Genomic DNA, 19,706 nt, shown 5'->3' with positions numbered 1-19,706 from the left:
GGGCTTCTTTGGTTTGGCATGGGGACAGGTGGTGGCGTCATGAGTGCGTTAGGACCGCCTCGGCGCGGCTACGAGGCCGCGCGGCTGTGGCGTTCCTGAATCGTGACCAGCCGCTTGTCGAGGTGGGGGTCGTCTTGAATCAGCTCGCCAATCGAATCGGCGATGATGCGACCGGAAATCGGGTTTTTGACCGAATCGATGTGGCTGACCACCTCGGCGTCGATGTCCCGGCAGTACTCGAAGGCCAGGTCGGTGCGAAGCAGCTTGCAGTTGACCAGCCGCAGCCCGTCGATGTAGCACAGGCCCTGGTCGGATTCGATGGTGCAGTTGATCAAGGTGAGGTTCTTGGTGTTCCACGCGAGGTACTCGCCGTTGATGGTCGAGTCGTAGATCGTGACGTTCTCGCAGTTCCAAAAGGCGTCCTTGGTCACGAAGGTGGCGTCATGCACCTCGACGTTCTTGGCACCATCAAAGGCGTAGTTGCCGACCAGATCGAGGTGGGAGACGCGAATGTTCTCGCTGTTGGCGCCGAAGTAGTCGCCGCTGGCTTGGACGTGGTCGAGCACGATGTCGTGGCAGTGCCACAGCGTCTCCTGGGCGTCGGCCAAATGAACGTTGTGCAGCGTGATGTGGCCGCTGCGGCGGAACTGCTTGGGGGCCTGGATGGTCGAGTCGGTGATGGTGATGTCGTCGGTGTACCAGATGCCGGAGCGGCTCATGGTTTCGAAAATCGAATCGCTCACCCGAACGTGCTGGCTGTACCACAGCGGGTACTTGTACTTGAACACATCGTGGCGCAGCGTGAGGTTGGCGCTTTCCTTGAGCGGCGACTCGCCGGCCGCGAAGGTGGAATCGGTGATGGTGGCGTCGTGCGTCGCAAACAACGCGCGTTCGCCGGTGAAGTATTGTTGGTTATAGTTGGTCATGTGCATCCTTTCGTTGTTGGCAGTCGTGCAGCCCCCGCGTCAGCCGGGCCAGCCCGTCTTCGAGCAGCGGGGTCGGGCAGGCGATGTTCAGCCGCAGGAAGTCTCGGCCGTTGCCGCGGTAGTCGGCCCCGGCGCTGACCTTGAGGCCGGTGTCTGCGAGCAAAAAGGCGGCCAGGCCAGTCGAGTCGTGGCTGATGGCACTGGTGTCCAGCCACAGCAGGTAGGTCGCATCCGGCTTCACAAGCGCGATCGGCAGCTCGGCCTCACTCAGCCGCTTTTGGACCAGCGCCAGGTTGGCCTGCAGCTTCTCGCGCAAGGCGGCAAGCCACGCGTGACCTTGAGTGTAAGCGGCGATGGTGCCGGGAATCGCCAGCAGGTTGGGCTCGTTGACCTCGTCGGTGCCCAGGCCCCGGGCGACGATGGCGCGAAGCTGCGGGTTGGGCACGATCACCGTGGCCGCGTGAAGCGCCGCGACGTTGAAGGTCTTGCTCGGCGAGCACAGCACCACCAGGCGGTCGCGCAGGGCGGCCGGTAGACTGAACGTCGGCACGTAATCCGTCGTCCCCAGCCGCAGGTCGCCGTGGATCTCGTCGGCCACCAGGGTGACGCCGTTTTGCGAGCACAGCGTGGCGATGCGGGTCAGCTCGGCTCGCGTCCAGATGCGACCGACCGGGTTGTGCGGGTTGCACAGCACCATCGCGGTGGTCAACGGCTGCGCGAGCTTGGCCGCGAGGTCTGCAAAGTCGATTGCGTAGGTGTGGGCAGCCGGGTCGTACACGAGATCGGAGCTGAGCGTGTGGCGGCCGGAGTTTTCGATGGAGTTGTAGAACATGTTGTACACTGGCGCGGTGACCACCACGCTGTCGCCGACGTTGGTGACGCGGCGCAGGGTGGCCGACAGGGCCGGAATCACACCGGTGGCAAAAAGCAGCCAGTCGGCGTCAAGCGTGGCGTGGTGTTCCTGGGCGTACCAGTCGCTGACGGCCTGAAAGTAGTCGGCGTGAGGCTCCTCGTAGCCGAACACGCCCTGAGCGACCTTGTCTTGCATCGCCTGTTGAATCTCCGGTGCGACCTGAAAGTCCATGTCGGCGATCCACATCGGCAGCTCGCCGGGCTCGCCCGACCACTTGATGGAATCCGTGTGGCGCCGGTCAATGGTGCTGGTGAAATCATACATGCTGGATTGTGCCTCCCTGAGTGTTTTGGGTGTGATGGGCGAAGGGGTTCAGGTCGGCTTCGTCGTAGTGTTCGATCTTGGCGGCCAGCCGGTCGTAGGTGCCTTGCACCGCCTGCAGCCTGGCCGCGATGACGGTCAGCTGCGTCTGGAGCAGCTGCTTGCGAGCGGCTGCGGTTTGCGGCCCGGCCTGGTACAGCGCGATGTAGTCGCACAGCGCCTCAATGGAGACGCCGGCGTTTCGCATGCACTTGGCGAAGTTACACCAGTCGAGCTCGGCGGGGCCGTACGTGCGGTAGCCGGCCGCCGTTCTCGGCACCGGCGGAATCACGCCGACGCGTTCCCAGTAACGTAGGGTGTCGGCCGACACGGCCAGCGTGTCGGCCACGGCTTGAATGTTCATGATGTCGCCTCCGTTTCTCCTCTATCCTAAACCTTGGAGGGGACTTTAAGGCAACCCCGTTCGGCCATTTTCTGCAAAAAAACACCCCTGTACAGGGGCGAGTGGGTCAAAACAGGCTGGTGCGAAGCTTCTGACGCAGCCTGGCGACCAGCGCCGGGTCGGGGACGGTGTCGGCGATCACGGCCATGATCGCATCAAGGCTCGGCGCCGCCGCGACGGTGGCGGCCAGGTGAGCGTTGACGTGTTGCACCAGCTCGTGCTTGTCGGCCGCGGCCATCAACGGGCTGACCACGAAGCACGGCTTGTTCAAGAGGTACAGGCGGCTGGTGTAAGACGTGGTGAAGATCAGGTCGAAGCTCGCGGCCTCAAGCGCCGGCAGGCTGGTGAAGGCGCGAAAGGTCAGGTTGGGAAACAGCGTGGTCAGCATGCGCAGGGCCAGCTGCCCGACGCCCAGGCCGCTGGGGCAGTAGAACGCGGCGGTCGGCTGGGTCGGCCGCGGTGCGGTTACGCCGCGGCTGGCCGCGACCAGGTGCATGGTCAGGTAGGCGACCTCGGCCGGCGGCACTAGTCCGACTTCGGTGCGGTCCGAGCAGACCGACGCCACCGCGGCGAAAGCCTTGGGGTAGGCGGCCTTGACCTGGGCCGTCAGCGGGTTGGCGACCGGGTAGTTGAAGCGCAACCGAAAGTACATTCCGCGAAAATGCGAGTACAGCTGCGCGACCACCGCCGCCTCATCCGCGAAGTGGGTCATTGTGATGGCGGCATAGCGCCGCACCAGGTGGGTCGCCAGCGGCCGCAGCTGGTCGTCGATGCGACCGCGAGCCGCGGTGCCGCTGGCCAGGCACAACACCAGCAAGGTGACGTACTGCACGGCCACCGGTTGGGTGATGCCAAGCGCCGCCAGCAGCGCCTGGGCGAAGCGGTGCTCGGGCAGGTCAACCAAGGCGGCGCCGTCGACGCCGCGCGGCAGGTAGTTCGGCGCCAGGCGCAGCCGCCCAACCAAAAACAGCAGCAGGTCGTTGAGCTCAAGCAGCCGGTGTTCGGTGAAGGGGATGCCGTGGTCGCCGGCGAGGTCGCGCAATAGTCGCAGGTTGGCCAGGCGGTCCAGCGGCTGAATCAGCTTGGCGAACAGCCGCAGCAGCCCGGTTTGGTGCCTGGCGCTGGCGTGAACGATCACGTCCATCAAAAAGGCGCGGATGTTACGTTCGGAGCCGGTCAGGCGGTAGCCGTTTTGCCGGTCGTAGGAGATGCTCAGGTGGCTTGACTTGAGGCTTGCGCTCAAGGCCTTGAGGTCCTTGGAAATGGTCGATTGGCTAACCTGCAAGGCGTCGGTCAGGTGAACCAAGGCCAGGTACTCGCCGTGGCAGGCCAGCATCAAGGTCAAAAACAGCTGGCGTTCGTCGGCGTTCAGGGCGTAGGTGTCCAGGCGAATCAGGCGGTCGGTGGTGCGCAGGTCCAGGAGGTAGCGGTAGGCCTGGGGGGCCAGCGTGACGGCCGGGCCGTCTGCGGCCAGCTGCGGCAGCTTCTGGCCGGCCAGCAGCTGGTTGAGCTTCTCGATGGCGTAATCGACCTGGCGTCCGGTTAGATCCAGGGCCGACTGGAGCTGGGCCTTGCCCTGCGTTGGCGACTGGATCAGCGCGTCGATGATCAGAATCTGTTTGGCGTCGAGCATGGCGACCTCCTTTCGTGGCCTCAAATGAGAAGATACCTCATTATACAACAACGGACAAAGCGGGAGGAGGCCGCGTTCAACCACCTGTGTGGACAAGTTTTGGCTAGCCAAATATTGGACTAAACCAATTTCGACGTTCTCGCCACGCACGGTCGCCGGCGGCCGCGGCGAATGGCGTAGACCAATCCGTCTGTAAATCTAGTCTCAAGCTAGTTTGTAAAATATATTAACGAATTATGTTGGCGGTGCCACAAAATGTGAAAGCACTTTCGGTTGAGTTACGCGCCGTTTGGGCATAAAAATAAAGAGTACTCAAGTCGTGCGACGCCTGCGCGTTGCCGACATGAGGAAGATGTTGAACAAGTGTCGCGAGTGATTCGCGGCAGCGGAGGCATTATGCAGGTCCAAGTTCTGGAGCACGAGCACGTTTTTGCACCGCACCCCGCAGGTCAGTGCCACGCCTCGACGGTTGCCGTCCTGGCGCCCGGCGTGATCGGCGTCGCCTGGTTCGGTGGCAGCGAGGAAGGCCACGCAGACGTGGCCATCTGGTTTGCCACCCTGCAGGACCATCAGTGGTCTGCACCACGCAAGGTAGCCGATGCGCCGGTCGCGTGTTGGAACCCGGTGCTGTTGGCGGAGAACGGTCTGATCACGCTGTTTTACAAGCGTGGCGCCGAGATTCCCACCTGGCAGACGCTGGTCATTCAATCACGCGACGGCGGCGCCACGTGGTCTGAACCACGTGAGCTAGTGGCCGGCGACCATGGCGGCCGCGGCCCGGTCAAAAACAAGTGCCTGCGGCTGCAAAGCGGCGACCTGCTGGCGCCGGCCTCGACCGAGGCTGGCGAGTGGAACTGCTTTGTCGATCGCTTCGACGGCACGACCTGGCAGCGCTCAGCGAATGTGCCGCTCGACCGCTTCCGCCTGCAAGGCACCGGCATCATTCAGCCGACGCTTTGGCAGTCGGCGGATGGCACGGTGCATATGCTGATGCGCAGCTCGGAGGGCTACGTTTTTCGCAGCGACTCCAAGGACGACGGCCGCACCTGGGCCCAGGCCTACGCGTTGGACGTGCCGAACAACAACTGCGGCATCGACGTGGCGCGGCTGGCCGACGGGACCCTGGTGCTCGCCCACAATCCGGTGAGCGGCAACTGGGCGGCCCGGACGCCGATGGTTCTGGCGACGTCTACCGACGACGGGCGGCATTTTGACCCGTTGCTGTGGCTCGACCACGTGCCGGCGGATAAGAACATCGTGGCAGCGGAGTTCTCTTATCCGGCAATTGTGGCCAGCGGCCAAGACGTGTACGTCACGTACAGTTGGAAACGGGCGACCATCGCGTTTTGGCACCTGCGGATCGCGGCGACGCTTTGACAACATCTCGACTGCAAGCGGTTTGGGCCGCTTGTAACTTGGTAAACTCTAGGGAGGAATTATGATGCGTAAGTGGACGAAAGGTTTGGCTTTGGCCGCATCGCTTTGCGCAGTTGGCCTGATGGCAGCTGCATGTGGGAAGAGTGGTAGCGGTTCTCAGGCAAAGACCGTGGTCACGATGTACCGGCCCGGCAACAAGCTGAAGAACAACACTGAGATGACCAAGCTCATCAACAAGCAGATTCAAAAGCAGTACCCGAACATTGAACTGAAGATCGTGCCGATCAGCTGGGGCGATTACCAGTCCAAGTTCAACGTGATGCTGACTTCCGGTGATCCGTTCGACCTGGCCTTTGCTCAGCAGTACCAGGCAACCGTGCAAACCGGGGCCTACGCCGACCTGACCAGCCTGATCAAGAAGTACGCCAAGAAGGCCTACGACAACGTGGACCCTTCGTACTGGCAAGGGATTTCCTGGAACGGTAAGATTTACGGCTTCCCAACCAACGCGAACTCCTTCATCAACCAGACGGTTACCCTGAACGGCAACTTCCTGAAGAAGGACAACATCTCCACCAAGGGCGTGAAGTCCCTGCAGGACGTGACCCCATTGCTGGCCAAGTTCCACAAGGCCAACCCTTCGGTCACCCCGTTCGCCGTGTCTAAGGGTTACATCACCATCGACCCAGGCTACGAGTTCCCACTGTCCAACACCCTGCCTTTTGCCATTGACCAAAGCGGCAAGAGCAACAAGGTCATCAACCAGTACAACACCAAGCAGCTCCAAAAGAACCTGAAGACCATGCACGAATGGTACCAGGCCGGCTACATCGCCAAGGATGCCGCAACGTCCACCACGGTTTACAACCTGCCGGACGACACCTGGTTCCTGCGGACTGAAGCCGTTGGCCCTTACGACTACGGCAACTCCGCGCTTGAAACGGCCGCGATGGGCAAGCCGATCACGACGATCAACATCGCCAAGCCTTACAAGTCTTCATCCGATGCCCAAATGGCGGTTTACGTGGTTTCCAAGACTTCCAAGCACAAGAAGGAAGCCGTTCAGGTGCTGAACGCGATCAACACCAACAAGAAGCTTTTGAACACCATGGTCTGGGGCATCCAGGGCAAGCAGTGGCAGTTCACCGACAAGGCCAAGGGCAAGGTTAAGACGCTCAAGGGCTACCAGGCCGACACCTACTACGGTGCTTGGATGACCGGTAACAACAAGCTGCTTTACACCAAGAACACCGTCACCGATGCGCAGGTCAAGCAGCGTGATGAATCCATCAAGAACACTGCGGAATCCGCAGCGCTGGGCTTCATGCCTGACACGACGTCTGTGAAGACCGAAATGTCCAACATCACCAACGTCATGAGTAAGTACAACGACATCCTGAACACCGGGACCGCCGATCCGCTGCCAACCATCGCCAAGATGAACAAAGAACTCAAGGCCGCGGGTTACGACAAGGTTCAAAAGTTGCTGCAAAAGCAGTACGACAAGTGGCTTGCCGAAAAGAAGTAGTCTGAGCTAATCTGAACATCCTACACGAAAACACTGCGTTGACCGACTTATGGCGGTGAACGCGGTGTTTTTGCAGCTATGAAGGAGGAACACAATGTTTCCATACCAAAAGCCAACGTTGACCATCCGCGCCCGGGTCAAGGACCTGCTGGGCCGCATGAACACGCAGGAGAAAATCGGCCAGGTCAACCAGCACCTGTACGGTTGGCAGAGCTACGAACGCACCGAAGACGGGTTCGGCTTGACCGCAGACTTCAAGCAACACGTTGCCTGGGGGGCGGGGCTTGGCGCGTTGTACGGCGTTTTTCGCGCCGATCCCTGGAGCCAAAAGGATTATCAGACCGGCGTTCGGGCCTGGGAGTCGGCTAAGCTCGCCAACCTGATTCAGCGCTACGTGATCGACCACTCGCGGCTGGGCATCCCGACGCTAATCGTCGAGGAGGCGCCGCACGGCCACCAGGCGCTTGATGCGACCGTCTACCCGACCAACCTGGCCAAGGGCAACACCTTCGACCCGGCCTTGATCGAGCAAAGCGCGTCGCTGCAGCGCCAGGAGCTTCGCGCCAAGGGGGTCAACCTCGCCTTGGTCTCCACGCTGGACCTGATGAAAGATCCGCGCTGGGGCCGCGCCGAAGAGACCTTCGGCGAAAGCCCAACGCTGACTAACGCCTACACCCGGGCCGTGATCGCCGGCTTCCAAGGCGACCTGATTCAAGACGACTTCTGGGACCGGCCGGTGGCCAAAGACGCCGCAAGCCACATGGGCGTGGTGATCAAGCACCTGATCGGCCAGGGCGAGGCGCTGGGCGGCCACAACTCCGGCACCGTGCCGATGGGGGCCCGGGAGTTCGCCGATGTCTACGCACCGCTGCTGGATTCCGTGCGGCACGCGATCGGCGTGATGGCGGCCTACAACGACATCGACGGGGTGCCGTGCCACGCCAACCGCGAGCTATTGACGGCGCAGCTGCGCGGTCAGCACCACTTCCAGGGGCTGATCATGGCCGACGGCACCGCGCTTGATCGGCTGACCGACCTGTACGGCAGCGTCGCGGTGGCCGCGGCCAAGGCGCTTCACGCCGGCGTCGACCTCAGCCTGTGGGACGACGTCTACACGCAGATTGAAGCCGCGATTGAGGCCGACGACAACGTGCTGGCCGACCTCGACGCCGCCGTCGCGCGGGTTTTGGCCACCAAGTTTGCGCTTGGGCTGTTCGATCACCCTTACGTGGCCGAAACCACTGAAGCCGACTTTAAGGCCTTGGCGAAGACGGCCAGGGCGAACAACCTGGTGCTGGCCCAAGAAAGCGTGACGCTGGTCCAAAACCGCGGCCTGCTGCCGCTGACCCGCGGCGCCGAAGTCGCCGCCATCGGGCCGCACGTCCAAAACATTTACCACTGGCTGGGGGACTACACCGGACCGCAGCTGCCCGAGCATTACCGGACGCTGCCTCAGGCGCTGAACGACTACGCCGGCAGCGTCACGACGGCGCTGGGCTCGGCCGTGCGGGTTGTTGAGCCCGACGACCACCTGATCCAAGAGGCGCTGGCCGCAGCGGCCAAGGCTTCGGTGATCGTGCTGACGCTCGGCGGGTCCAGTGCCCGCGATTTTGACATGCAGTTTCTCAGCAACGGCGCCTTGGAAAGCGGCGGCGTCAAGGCCAACACCGACACCGGCGAGAACATGGACGTCGCCAGCCTCACCCTGGGCGGCGACCAGCTGCGGCTGCTTCGCGCCCTTCACGCCACCGGCAAGCCGATTGTCGCGGTGATGGTGCAGGGGCGGCCCTACGACATCCGCGAAGTCATGCAGCTGGCCGACGCGGTGCTTGTCGCCTGGTACCCGGGCCAGTGCGGCCCCCAGGCGGTGGCGGATCTGCTGTTCGGTGCGACCGAGCCGACCGGCCGGCTGCCGATCAGCTACCCACAAAACGTCGGGCAGCTGCCGGTGTACTACTACCAGCGACACGTCGCCAAAAACGACAACTACTTCGACGAAAGCGGGGCGCCGCTTCTGGCCTTTGGCACCGGCCTGAGCTACTCGCAGGCCGCAGTCACCGGCCTGACTGCCGCTTACGACGGCAGCCAGGCGACCGTGACCGCCACCGTCACCAACCCAGGCGGCGAGCCGGCGATAGTACCGGTCATCGTGTTCATGAAGCAGCGCGGCACCACGGCGCTACCGCAGGAGAAGCGCCTGGCCGCCTTCACCCGCGTCAAGGTGCTGGCCGGGGCCACCACCACGGTCGCCCTGACCGTGACCAACGCCGAGCTGGCCTACACCGATGCCCACATGCACCCGGCACTGCCGACCACCATCACCTTCGAAACGGCGACGGCCGCGCAGCAGGCGACCATCAAGCTCGCCTAAAGACGCCGAAAACGGCAACCAACCTAGGGGCTGGTTGCCGTTTTTGAATGCCGCGACCACCGCGTCGGCGCCAGACCTATCGTTCCTGCGGCGAAAGAGTGGGCTAAAATGTGCGGCGCCGGCCCCGGCGACCGGCGGCGGCGCGAGCACGATTGGTCCGGTCCACCACCGAGAAAACGCTGACATTGGGCCTTGGGTCGCCGCCGACTTCGTGGTAAGCTACCCGTGTAAGGCGACTGGTGTGGACCGGTCGCCCAGAAAGGATGCAAGTGATGGACACAAGGGATTGGCGGGGCTGGCAGCTGGCGGGATTTTTGCTGCTGTCAATCACGCTGAACGCGCTGGGCAACGGGTTGACCGTCTGCCTGAACCTGGGATCGGCGCTTTGGACGGCCAGCTCGGTGAACCTGAGCCACGCCACGGGGATGTCGCTCGGAAACATGATGATGCTGATGGGGGCGGCGGTGATCATCACCAACGCCTTGATCATCGGCAAGCTGCAGTGGCGGCGGGTTGTGGGCAATCTGGTGTTCATGACGCCGTTCTCCTACCTGGTGCAAGGGGCAACGCGGCTGATTCAGCTGACGCCGGTGCAGAGCCTGCCGCTATGGGCCCGGGTGCTGCTGGATTTTGCCGGCATCAGCCTGGTCGGCGTCGCGGTGTCTTTGTACCAGCGCGTCAACATCATGGTTCACCCTAACGATGACATGATGCAGATTGTGCGGTTCAAGTTCTTCAAGGGCCGCGCAGTGCTGGCGCAGTGGGGGACCTACCTGATTCCGCTGACCCTGATCGCGCTGTCGGCCGTCTTCACGCACCGCGTGTGGGCGGTCAACCTCGGCACGGCCTTCGCGCTGATCTGCCAGGGCTCGATCGTCGGCTGGGCCGACTTGCACATCTTCCCGGCCCTAAAGCATCGCCACATCGACGGTGTCATCGTCAACCGGCAGGATTAATCACTCACACCAAACGCTGGCTTCCCGAAATGACGGGAGGCCAGCGTTTTTGGTGTGGCTTGGCAGCGAGCGGTCATTGGGGTGGCCCCGGCCTGACAGGTGGCTTACGCCTGCGCGTCGGTGGCCGCCTGGTGCATGCGGTGGCGGTAGCTCAACGGGGCCACGCCCATGTAGGCCTTGAAGGCGTGGTGGAAGGTCTTGACGCTGCCGAAGCCGCAGGTGGCCGCGACGATCGGCATCGGGTCGTCCGAGTCGACCAGCAGGAAGCAGGCCTTCATCAGGCGGTAGTCAGTCAAAAAGCGGCCGAAGGTGGTGCCGGTGTTTTTCTTGAAAAATCGCGCGAAGTACTGCGGGTTGAAGCCCAAGACGCTGGCGATGCCGGTCAGCGTGATCTCCGATTCGTAGTGGTCATCGATGTAATCGTAAATCGTGTTGAGCTGCTGCATCGCGGTTTTAGCCCGCAGCGCCGCGCCGTCGTCGCCGGCCGGGGCGGCGCAAGGCGGCACCGCCTGGTCCAATAGGTCCAGCAACAGGTAGAGGTGACCCAGCACCGCCAGGCGGTTCAGCGGGTCCTGGGCGGCGGCGAACAAGGCGTTGAGTACCCGGTTGAACGCCGCCACCGTCGCTCTGGGCCAGTCCTGGCTGCAGGGGCGGCGGGTGGTGAACAGCCGCGCGAGGTCCGAGACCGACCGCTGCATCGCCTGGGTGTCGAACACGCCGAGGTCGAACTGGTAGACGTTTCTCAGCGAGTTGGGTGCCGGCAGGAAGTAGTGCGGCTGACCGCTGGCAATCAGGAAAATGTCGCCGGCGTTGAGCTGCACCACCCGGCCGGCGACCCCGATGCGAATCGCGCCGGCGACGGCCTGGATGATCTCGATTTCTTTGTGCCGGTGCGGCGCGACCGGGCCCAGTCCCAGGTCGGGGAAAGCGCGGAAGGTCAGGGGTTCGTGCCAGGGGGGAATCTCGATGTAAGTGGACATGGCGACCTCCAAAGGTCATTTTTCGGGAAAATAGCGTCAAGCACCGGGGAGGAAAGCGCTTCACCTTCACATTATAATGAACTCGATTAAAACAATCGAGGAGATGAACGGAATTGACATTAAAAATTGGCATCATCGGCTGTGGCGGCATCGCCAACGGCAAGCATTTGCCTTCCCTGCACCAACTGGACGTTGACCTGGTGGCCTTTTGTGATCTGATTCCCGAACGCGCCGAAAAGGCCGCGGCGGAGTACGGCGTTCCCGGCGCTAAGGTGTTCACCGACTACCGCGAGCTTTTGAAGGAGGACCTCGACGTCGTTCACGTGCTGACCCCCAACGCCGCCCACGCCCCGCTGACCATCGCGGCGCTTGAGGCCGGCTGCCACGTCATGTGCGAAAAGCCAATGGCCAAAACCGCGGCCGAGGCCAAGGCGATGCTGGACGCAGCCCGTCGCACCGGCAAGAAGCTGACCATCGGCTACCAGAACCGCTGCCGCAAGGACTCCTTGTACCTGCACGAGGCCTGCGAGGAAGGGCAGCTCGGCGACATTTACTTCGCCAAGGCCCATGCGGTGCGGCGCCGTGCCGTGCCGACCTGGGGCGTTTTCCTAGACCACGAGGCGCAAGGCGGCGGTCCGCTGATCGACATCGGCACCCATGCGCTGGACCTCACCTTGTGGATGATGAACAACTACGAGCCGGCGATGGTGCTCGGCCAGACCTACCGCGAGCTGGGCGACAACCCGAACTCCGCCAACGCCTGGGGCCCGTGGGATCCCAAGAAGTTCACGGTCGAAGACTCCGCGTTCGGCTTCGTCAAGATGAAGAACGGCGCGACGATTTTCCTTGAATCCAGCTGGGCCTTGAACACCCTGGACGTCAAGGAGGCCAAGACCACGCTGTGCGGCAACAAGGGCGGTGCCGACATGGACCACGGCCTGACCATCAACGGCGAGGACCACTCGACCCTGTACCAAAAGGAAATCGACCTGAGCACCGGCGGCGTGGCCTTCTTCGACGGCGCCGGCGACGACCCGGCCCTGACCGAGGCCCGGCAGTGGATTGCGGCGGTCGAAAACGACACCGAACCACTGGTACGCCCTGAGCAGGCCCTGGTGGTCACCCAGATTCTCGAGGCCATCTACAAGTCGGCCAAGACCGGCCAACCGGTGGTGTTCTAACCAGGGCGGAGCCGGGCGCAGTTAGCGGAACGCATAGCCTAGCCGTGGCGCTTGGGGCCCGGGTTTGGCCCCGGGCGACGCGGCGTAGCTATGCGCTTCCGCGTTGCCCGTCGTAGCCCGACGATGAGAGCGTGGCACGAGGCACCCATAGCGGAACGGGTGGCCTAGGTTAGTCCGGGTGGCAGCTCAACCCAACCATCTCGTCATACGCGCATCGAACGGCAGCGGATTTCAGTTTGACCGCTGTGTAGGGCGGAGGCGCGGGCCGATCACTGCGAAGGCGGAGGGCCGAGGCGAGCCAGCGTGAAATTGCTGTTAGTCGGCCGGATTTGCCGGCTTACAGCAAGGGCGGGTCTGGAGACCGGCACGGGCTCCAGAGAGCCCCACGCGTTCCGCCGCCCCGGCCCGGAGCCGGAGCATTGGTCGGCACGGGCCGGAGCCCGGACTTTCAACACAATCCAGGACGCTCGCCCCCTTGCGTTAATTGAATTGGAGGAAAACACATTGATTAAAGTCACAATCTGGAACGAATTTCGGCACGAGAAGTCGGAGCCGGCGGTGCAGGCCGTCTACCCCGAAGGCATTCACAAGCAGCTGGCGAGCTTCCTCGAGGCGCCGGACGTGCAGGTTCGCACCGCGACTTTGGACGAGCCGGACAACGGGCTGCCGCAAAGCGTGCTCGACGACACCGACGTCCTGCTGTGGTGGGGCCACATGGCGCATGGCGACGTCCAAGACGCCACGGTCGACCGGGTCTACAACCGCGTGATGGCCGGCATGGGGCTGATCGTGCTGCACTCCGGGCACTTCTCCAAGATTTTCAAGAAGCTGATGGGCACCACCTGCAACCTGAAGTGGCGCGAAGACGGCCACCACGCGCGAATCTGGAACGTTAAGCCGAGCCACCCGATTGCCGCCGGCATTCCCGACCACATTGAGCTGCCGCAAGAGGAGATGTACGGCGAGCAGTTCGACGTGCCGACACCGGACGACCTGATCTTCATCTCCTGGTTCCCGGGCGGCGAAGTGTTCCGCAGCGGCATGACCTACCACCGCGGCAACGGCAAAATTTTCTACTTCCAGCCGGGCCACGAAACCTTCCGCAGCTACTACCTGCCGGAGGTGCAGCGCGTGATTCAAAACGCGGTGCGGTGGTGTGCCCCGGACGACCCGCGGCCGCGCGTGTTTGATCACTACCAGCCATTGGAGGACTTAGACTGATGAAATCCGGATTGCAGCTTTACAGCATCGGCGCCGCGATGCAGCAGGCACCGATCACCACCATCGAGCAGGTGGCCAAAATGGGCTACCAAGGCGTCGAATTCGCCGGCTACTTCGATCAACCGGCCGAGGCGCTGCGGGCGACGGTCAAGGACGCGGGGATGCAAATTGCCGGCTCCCACCTGAACTACGAGCAGCTGGTCGAACACCTTGAGGCCGTAATCGCCTACGAGCGGCCGCTGGGCAACCGGCGCCTGATCGTGCCTTGGGCGGCCTTTGACACGATTGAGGCGTGGGATCACGCCTTCGCCTTGCTGGAGGAGGCGGGGCAAAAGGCCCACGGTCTGGGCTACGAGCTGATCTACCACAACCACGGCCACGAGTTCATGACCTTCCCGGGCGTCGACCTGCTGGATCGCATGTACCAGGCGACCACGCACGTGAAGTTCGAGGTCGACGTCTACTGGCTGGCCTACGCCGGCATCGACGTGATGGCCTGGCTTGAGGCTCACCAAGACCGCGTCGCGATGCTGCACATGAAGGACCTCAAGACGTTGGACGGCGAGCGCCAAAGCGTCGAGCTGGGCACCGGCGACCTGCCGCTGCGCCAGTACACCGAGTTCGCCAAGGCTCACGGCATCGAGTGGCTGGTGGTCGAGCAGGAGGCCTTCGCCCAAGACGAGCCGCTGGTCGCCGCGGCCAAGAACGCGACGTACCTCAACAATCTGATCAAGGAGGTTGAACGATGAAGTTAGGTGTTTTCACCCCGGTTTTCAACGCGCTGTCCTTCGATGACATGCTGGACAAGGCCCAGAGCCTGGGCCTGCAGGCGATCGAAATCGGCGCCGGCGGTAACCCCGGCACCGCGCATCTGGATCCGGATGCCTTGCTGGCTAGCGCCGACAAGCGCCACGAGTACCTGGCCAAGGTCGAGGCGCATGGGCTGACCATCTCGGCTTTGAGCTGCCACAACAACCCGATCTCGCCGCTGCCGGCAGTGGCGAAGCAGGCCGACGAGACCTTGCGCAAAACCATCAAGCTGGCCGAGTTGATGAACGTGCCGGTGGTCAACGAGTTCTCGGGCGTCTCGGGTGGCAACGAAACCGACACCCAGGTCAACTGGCCGACCATCGCCTGGCCGACGGAGTACCGCGATTCCTACGAGTTCCAGTGGGAAAAGCGCCTGATTCCCTACTGGAAGGGCATCAACGACGTCGCCACGGCCGCGGGGATCAAGATCGGCATCGAGCTGCACGGCGGGTTCCTCTGCCACACGCCTTACACGATGCTGAAGCTGCGCGACGCCACCGGTTCGGCCATCGGCTGCAACCTCGACCCGAGTCACATGTGGTGGCAGGGCATCGACCCGGTCGCCGCAATCAAGATTTTGGGGGCGGCCGGCGCGTTGCACCACTTCCACGCCAAGGACACCTACCTGGATCAAGACAACATCAACATGCATGGCCTGACCGACATGCAGCCTTACGAGTCGCTGAAGACCCGCGCTTGGACCTTCCGCACGGTCGGCTACGGCCACGGGCTCAAGGACTGGCGTGACATGATTTCTGCCCTGCGCCTGTACGGCTACGATTACGTGGTCTCCATCGAGCACGAGGACCCGCTGATGTCCGTCGACGAGGGGCTGCACCGCGCCGTCGCCAACCTCAAGTCCTGCCTGATCGAAGAGACCCCCGGGGCGACCTGGTGGACCGGCGACACGATTTAATGCGTTCAATCAACAAAGGAGTAATCTCGTGAAAAAAATCATCATGGGCATCGTCGGCTACGGCGGCATGGGCTCGCACCACGCCCGGAACCTGATCGCGGCCGAACCCAACGTCGCACTCAAGGGGGCCTACGACATCGACCCCAAGCGCCAGGAAGCGATCGTTGCAGACGGCTTCAAGGCGTATGACAGCTACGAAGCGCTGCTGGCGGATCCGGACATCGACCTGGTGCTGGTCGCCACGCCGAACGACCGCCACAAGCCGCTGGCCATTCAGGCGCTTGAGGCCGGCAAGAACGTGCTGAGCGAGAAGCCGGCGATGATGTCGCCGGAGGAGCTTGAGGAGGTGCTGGCCGTGGCCAAGCGCGTCGGCCGCGAGTTCTTCGTTCACCAAAACCGCCGGTGGGATCCCGATTTTCGCATCGTGACGGCGCTGGTTAAGCAGCAACAGGCCGGCGAGGTCTTTCGCATCGAGTCGCGCGTCCACGGCGCCAACGGCATCCCCGGCGACTGGCGCCACTACAAGCGGTACGGCGGCGGCATGATCCTCGACTGGGGCGTTCACCTGCTGGATCAACTTTTGTACCTGCTGGACGGGCCGATCGTGCGGGTGTCGGCCGAGACCAGCCAGGTGCTGGGCAACGACTGCGACGACGGCTTCACCGCGACCTTGACTTGGGCCTCCGGCATCACCGCGGTGGTCGAGGTCGGCACGACCAACTTCATCAAGCTGCCGCGCTGGTACGTCAAGGGGGCACAAGGCACGGCGCAGATCACCGACTGGGACCTGAGCGGTGAGGTGGTCGTCGCCACCGGCATCGACACCTCGGCCCCGGAGCCGATTCAGGCCGGCGTCGGGCTGACCAAGACCATGGCGCCGCCGACTGAGGCCGCGATTCGCCGCGAACCGCTCCCGGCCGGGGTGCCGCTTGAGCCAAGCTTCTACGAGAACGTCGCAGAGGTGCTCAATGGGAAAAGTGAGCGCATCGTGCAAAACGCCGAGGTGCTGCGGGTCCTGCGCCTGATCACGGTGATTTTCAAGGCCGCCGCAACCCATCAGACCCAGCCATTCGAATAGCCCACAAGGACGCCTGCCGCATGCGGTGGGCGTTTTTTGGTTGCGGCGAGCGTGTATTTTCGGCCAAAAACCCGTATAATGTAAAGAAAAAAGAGACTGGTGGTAGTTATGGAAATCGTCCAAAAGGCGCCAGCCAAGATCAACCTCAGCTTAGACGCGCTGTACCGCCACCAAGACGGCGAACACGAGTGGCGGATGGTCATGACCGCGGTTGACCTGGCCGATTACGTCCACATCCAGCCGGCCACGGCCCTGCAGGTGACCACGGACAGCGGGTTTTTGCCCGAGGACCCGCGCAACCTGGCCTACCAGGCGGCCAGGGCGCTGGCCAAGGCGGCCGGGGTGACGGCCGGCGCCAAGATTCACATCGAAAAACACATCCCGGTGGCCGCGGGGCTGGGCGGCGGCTCCTCCGACGCGGCCGCGGTGCTGCGGGGGCTCAACGACCTGTGGCACCTAGGCTTCAGCCAAGCCAAGCTGGCGGCCATCGGCCTGACCGTCGACTCCGACGTGCCGTTTTGCGTCTACTCGCAAACCGCGCTGGTGCGAGGGCGCGGCGAGGTCGTCCAGCCGCTCGGGCCGCTGCCCAACTGCTGGGTGGTGCTGGCCAAGCCCAAGGTGTCGGTGTCGACGCCGAGCATCCTGAACGCGATCGACTACACGCAGCCACTGCCGCGGCCGGACACCGGCATGGTGCTTGAGGGCATCGCGCGGCGCGACTTCGCCCAGATGGCCAGCGGCATGTGCAACAGCCTCGAGCAGCTGACCGCCAGCCGCCACCCGGAGATCACCGAGCTCAAGCACCGCTTCTTGAAGTACGGCGCGACGGTCGCGCAGATGTCGGGCTCCGGCCCCACGGTGTTCGCCTTGTGCGAGCAGCAAAGCCGCGCCGCCCGGGTGTACAACAGCATGAAGGGCTTTTGCCACGAGGTCTACTTGGTTCGCCCGTTGGGGTGAGCCCAACCGCCGTGCCGGTAGCGGGCGGCGGTTTTTGATCGGCGGGGTGAGCGCGTGAGAAGTCGCCTGGCCTGAGCCTTGGGCGAACGATTCCTTCAAAAGGGATGCAATGAAAACGCTGAGCCTACCACCGCTCGCCTGTTTGGCTTGTTAATCTCCTGGGGGGCGTACAATTATCGCTGGCAGTATCTAATTGCCCGTTGGCTAAGCAATGTGAGGGGATGATGGTGATGTTCTTCTTGAGGCAACCGCGTGAGCTGTTTATACATGGGTGCGACTTTGGCGGCCGCAGTACCCGCTTGACCTACTGGTTGACCACGCTTTGGCTGGTTCTGATGTTCCTGGTGTTTGAAGGCTTCGTCAACGGCCTACCGGTGCTCTTGATGAGGACGGGGATCCCCGCAGGTGCGGGTTCTCTCATCACGGGAAGCATTGTTGGGGTGGTGGTTGGCGCCTTCGCGTTGCTGGCGGTGGCCTGCATCATACCGGTGCTGGCCTTGCACGAGCGGCGCTACCGCGATACCGGGCTTCCCGGCTGGCTGTTTTGGGTTTGGTTCGCCGCGACGATTGTGTTCAGCGGTTTAGGCAACGGGTCGTTGATTCAACAGATTCTTTTTCTGATCGATCTTGTCATCACCTTGTTGCCGACGGATTGCGTTAAGACCGCGGTCAAGCGGCGTCAAGGCGCCATCGATTAACGTGACTGGTGACGCCGAACTTGGGCGCTTGTCAGGCAGTGGAAGCGCTGTGGCCGCTTCGCACTGCGTGGCAGGCGCCTCTTTGAATGCGCAACCGCGGGGCCTTTGACCCCGCGGTTGACCGGAAAGGAGTCCCATCATGGATTTGAGTGCGTCAACCTTTCAGCTGCCGGCCGAGGCGAGCCTGACGCCGGCCCAAAAAGGCGTTCAGGCGGCGCTGCTTGACTTCATCGCGACGCATCGCGGCGACAAGCAGGCCGCGGTGTTCGTGCTGGCAGGCGATGCCGGGTCGGGCAAAAGCGCGGTGCTGGCCGCCGTTTTTGCCGCCTTACAGCACCGGGCCCGGCGCCGCGGCGACGCGTGGTTCGGGATGCAAAACAAGCTGGTGGTCAACCACAACGAGATGCTCAAGGTCTACTGGGCCCTTGCCGCCCAAGACCCGCTGCTGCACAAGGCCGACTGCGAAAAGCCCACGCCCCTGCTGAATCGGCTGGCCAAAAAGGGCGAGCGGCTCGACGTCGTGTTCGTCGATGAGGCCCAGCTGCTGTTGAGTCAGCCCGACCCCTTCAATAACTTCCGGGGTGGCGACCAGGTGACGGCGCTTTTGGGCGTGGCCGCCGTGGTCGTTTTGGTGGTGGACTTTGGCCAGGTGGTCAAGCTCAAGTCGCGCTGGACCCAGGCGACGCTGGACCGGGCGTTGGCCGGCCACGCGGTGGTTCGCCGGCGGCTGGCCGGGCAGCTGCGGGTGCAAAGCCCCGGCGTCAGCGACTGGATCAACGCGTTCAATCAAGGCGTGCTGCGGCCGCTGCCGAGCCGCGGGGTGCGGGTGTTCGCCGATGGGCGGCCGCTGGCCGATTGGATTGCGGCGCAGGACCGGCGGGTGGGGTTGTCGCGGCTGCTTGCGACCACCGATTTTCCCTTCCGGGTCTTCGGCGCCAAGGACTGGTTCGTGCAGGCCGGAACGCTGCGGCTGCCTTGGGACCACATCAACTTCACCGACCGGCCCTGGGCCAGCCGGCCGGAGACGCTGCACGAGGTCGGGTCGGTGTACACCATTCAGGGCTTTGACCTCAATTACGCCGGCGTGATCTTGGGGCCCAGCTTTGGCTACGACGCGACAAGCGACCGCGTCTTGGTCGACCCGTCGCGCTTCGAGGACCAGACGGCCTTTCGCCGCCGGGCCGACCTGCCGGACGACGCGGCGGCCAAGCAGGCGATTGTGCGAAACGTCGCCAACATCTTGATGAAGCGCGGTCGGCTGGGGCTTGGCCTGTTCGCCACCGACCCGGCGCTACGCCGGAGGCTTTTGGCGCTGGGTCACGCGGCGGCCGAATGAGGCGCTGAGCGTCCGTGGGGGACAGCTGGTGCTGGGCGCTGCCGCCTTCAGCCGGCTTCCGGTTGGCGGTGTACACCGCAGCGGCGGTTGACTTTCCTTGTGATGCCCGGCACAATGGTGGT

The 19,706-nt window shown here is 63.3% G+C and carries 17 protein-coding genes; 12 read left to right on the top strand and 5 right to left on the bottom strand.

Features of this window, described 5'->3' with window-relative positions:
* Positions 1-68 precede the first annotated feature (68 nt).
* The 4 genes from NUH19_RS02770 to NUH19_RS02755 form a co-directional block, all read right to left on the bottom strand.
* Complete coding sequence (locus NUH19_RS02770) at positions 69-926, bottom strand: DUF3737 family protein (RefSeq protein WP_262315038.1); 858 nt, start codon at positions 924-926, stop codon at positions 69-71.
* Positions 913-2,103: a MalY/PatB family protein gene (locus NUH19_RS02765; RefSeq protein ID WP_262315037.1), complete on the bottom strand. Its 1,191-nt coding sequence runs from the start codon at positions 2,101-2,103 to the stop codon at positions 913-915. Before NUH19_RS02765 ends, NUH19_RS02770 begins: the two co-directional genes overlap by 14 nt.
* On the bottom strand, positions 2,096-2,503 hold the full coding sequence (locus NUH19_RS02760; protein ID WP_262315036.1) for a MerR family transcriptional regulator: 408 nt from the start codon (positions 2,501-2,503) through the stop codon (positions 2,096-2,098). Before NUH19_RS02760 ends, NUH19_RS02765 begins: the two co-directional genes overlap by 8 nt.
* Positions 2,504-2,609: 106 nt before the next feature.
* Positions 2,610-4,175, bottom strand: a complete 1,566-nt coding sequence (locus tag NUH19_RS02755) for a BglG family transcription antiterminator (RefSeq protein WP_262315035.1) — start codon at positions 4,173-4,175, stop codon at positions 2,610-2,612.
* 396 nt (positions 4,176-4,571) lie between these two features.
* On the opposite strand from NUH19_RS02755, the gene NUH19_RS02750 reads away from it, so the two are divergent.
* The 4 genes from NUH19_RS02750 (at position 4,572) to NUH19_RS02735 (ending at position 10,407) form a co-directional block, all read left to right on the top strand.
* Complete coding sequence (locus NUH19_RS02750; protein ID WP_262315034.1) at positions 4,572-5,552, top strand: sialidase family protein; 981 nt, start codon at positions 4,572-4,574, stop codon at positions 5,550-5,552.
* Between the two features lie 121 nt (positions 5,553-5,673).
* Positions 5,674-7,080, top strand: coding sequence for an ABC transporter substrate-binding protein (locus NUH19_RS02745; protein ID WP_262315033.1), 1,407 nt, complete (start codon positions 5,674-5,676; stop codon positions 7,078-7,080).
* 94 nt (positions 7,081-7,174) lie between these two features.
* A complete protein-coding gene (locus NUH19_RS02740; RefSeq protein ID WP_262315032.1) occupies positions 7,175-9,451 on the top strand; it encodes a glycoside hydrolase family 3 N-terminal domain-containing protein in 2,277 nt (758 codons plus the stop codon).
* 272 nt (positions 9,452-9,723) lie between these two features.
* Positions 9,724-10,407 carry a YczE/YyaS/YitT family protein gene (locus tag NUH19_RS02735; protein WP_262315031.1) on the top strand — a complete coding sequence of 228 codons (684 nt, stop codon included), beginning with the start codon at positions 9,724-9,726 and terminating at the stop codon, positions 10,405-10,407.
* Positions 10,408-10,511: 104 nt separating this feature from the next.
* Here NUH19_RS02735 and NUH19_RS02730 read toward each other — a convergent pair whose 3' ends face one another.
* The gene (locus NUH19_RS02730; protein ID WP_262315030.1) at positions 10,512-11,387 is read right to left on the bottom strand and encodes an AraC family transcriptional regulator; all 876 of its coding nucleotides are present in this window, start codon (positions 11,385-11,387) and stop codon (positions 10,512-10,514) included.
* A 113-nt stretch (positions 11,388-11,500) separates the two neighbouring features.
* Here NUH19_RS02730 and NUH19_RS02725 point away from each other — a divergent pair, with 113 nt between their 5' ends.
* From NUH19_RS02725 to NUH19_RS02690, 8 genes are all read left to right on the top strand, one after another.
* Positions 11,501-12,568 (top strand): Gfo/Idh/MocA family protein, encoded by a 1,068-nt coding sequence (locus NUH19_RS02725; protein WP_262315029.1) that lies wholly within the window; start codon positions 11,501-11,503, stop codon positions 12,566-12,568.
* Between the two features lie 504 nt (positions 12,569-13,072).
* Entirely contained in the window at positions 13,073-13,789 is a 717-nt protein-coding gene (locus NUH19_RS02720) for a ThuA domain-containing protein (protein ID WP_262315028.1), read from the top strand.
* Complete coding sequence (locus NUH19_RS02715) at positions 13,789-14,538, top strand: sugar phosphate isomerase/epimerase family protein (RefSeq protein ID WP_262315027.1); 750 nt, start codon at positions 13,789-13,791, stop codon at positions 14,536-14,538. The genes NUH19_RS02720 and NUH19_RS02715 overlap by 1 nt, the downstream gene beginning before the upstream one ends.
* Positions 14,535-15,515 (top strand): sugar phosphate isomerase/epimerase family protein, encoded by a 981-nt coding sequence (locus NUH19_RS02710; protein ID WP_262315026.1) that lies wholly within the window; start codon positions 14,535-14,537, stop codon positions 15,513-15,515. Before NUH19_RS02715 ends, NUH19_RS02710 begins: the two co-directional genes overlap by 4 nt.
* 28 nt (positions 15,516-15,543) lie before the next feature.
* Complete coding sequence (locus NUH19_RS02705) at positions 15,544-16,593, top strand: Gfo/Idh/MocA family protein (RefSeq protein WP_420844661.1); 1,050 nt, start codon at positions 15,544-15,546, stop codon at positions 16,591-16,593.
* Between the two features lie 108 nt (positions 16,594-16,701).
* Positions 16,702-17,550, top strand: a complete 849-nt coding sequence (gene ispE, locus NUH19_RS02700) for a 4-(cytidine 5'-diphospho)-2-C-methyl-D-erythritol kinase (protein ID WP_262315025.1) — start codon at positions 16,702-16,704, stop codon at positions 17,548-17,550.
* Positions 17,551-17,771: 221 nt separating this feature from the next.
* Positions 17,772-18,248 (top strand): DUF805 domain-containing protein, encoded by a 477-nt coding sequence (locus NUH19_RS02695; RefSeq protein ID WP_262315024.1) that lies wholly within the window; start codon positions 17,772-17,774, stop codon positions 18,246-18,248.
* Between the two features lie 136 nt (positions 18,249-18,384).
* Positions 18,385-19,584: a DUF2075 domain-containing protein gene (locus tag NUH19_RS02690; RefSeq protein WP_262315164.1), complete on the top strand. Its 1,200-nt coding sequence runs from the start codon at positions 18,385-18,387 to the stop codon at positions 19,582-19,584.
* Positions 19,585-19,706: the final 122 nt, after the last annotated feature.

It is taken from the genome of Lacticaseibacillus parakribbianus, assembly GCF_025490915.1.
GTDB classification, from domain to species: Bacteria; Bacillota; Bacilli; order Lactobacillales; family Lactobacillaceae; genus Lacticaseibacillus; species Lacticaseibacillus parakribbianus.
This window is presented reverse-complemented; position numbering and strand designations above follow the sequence as displayed.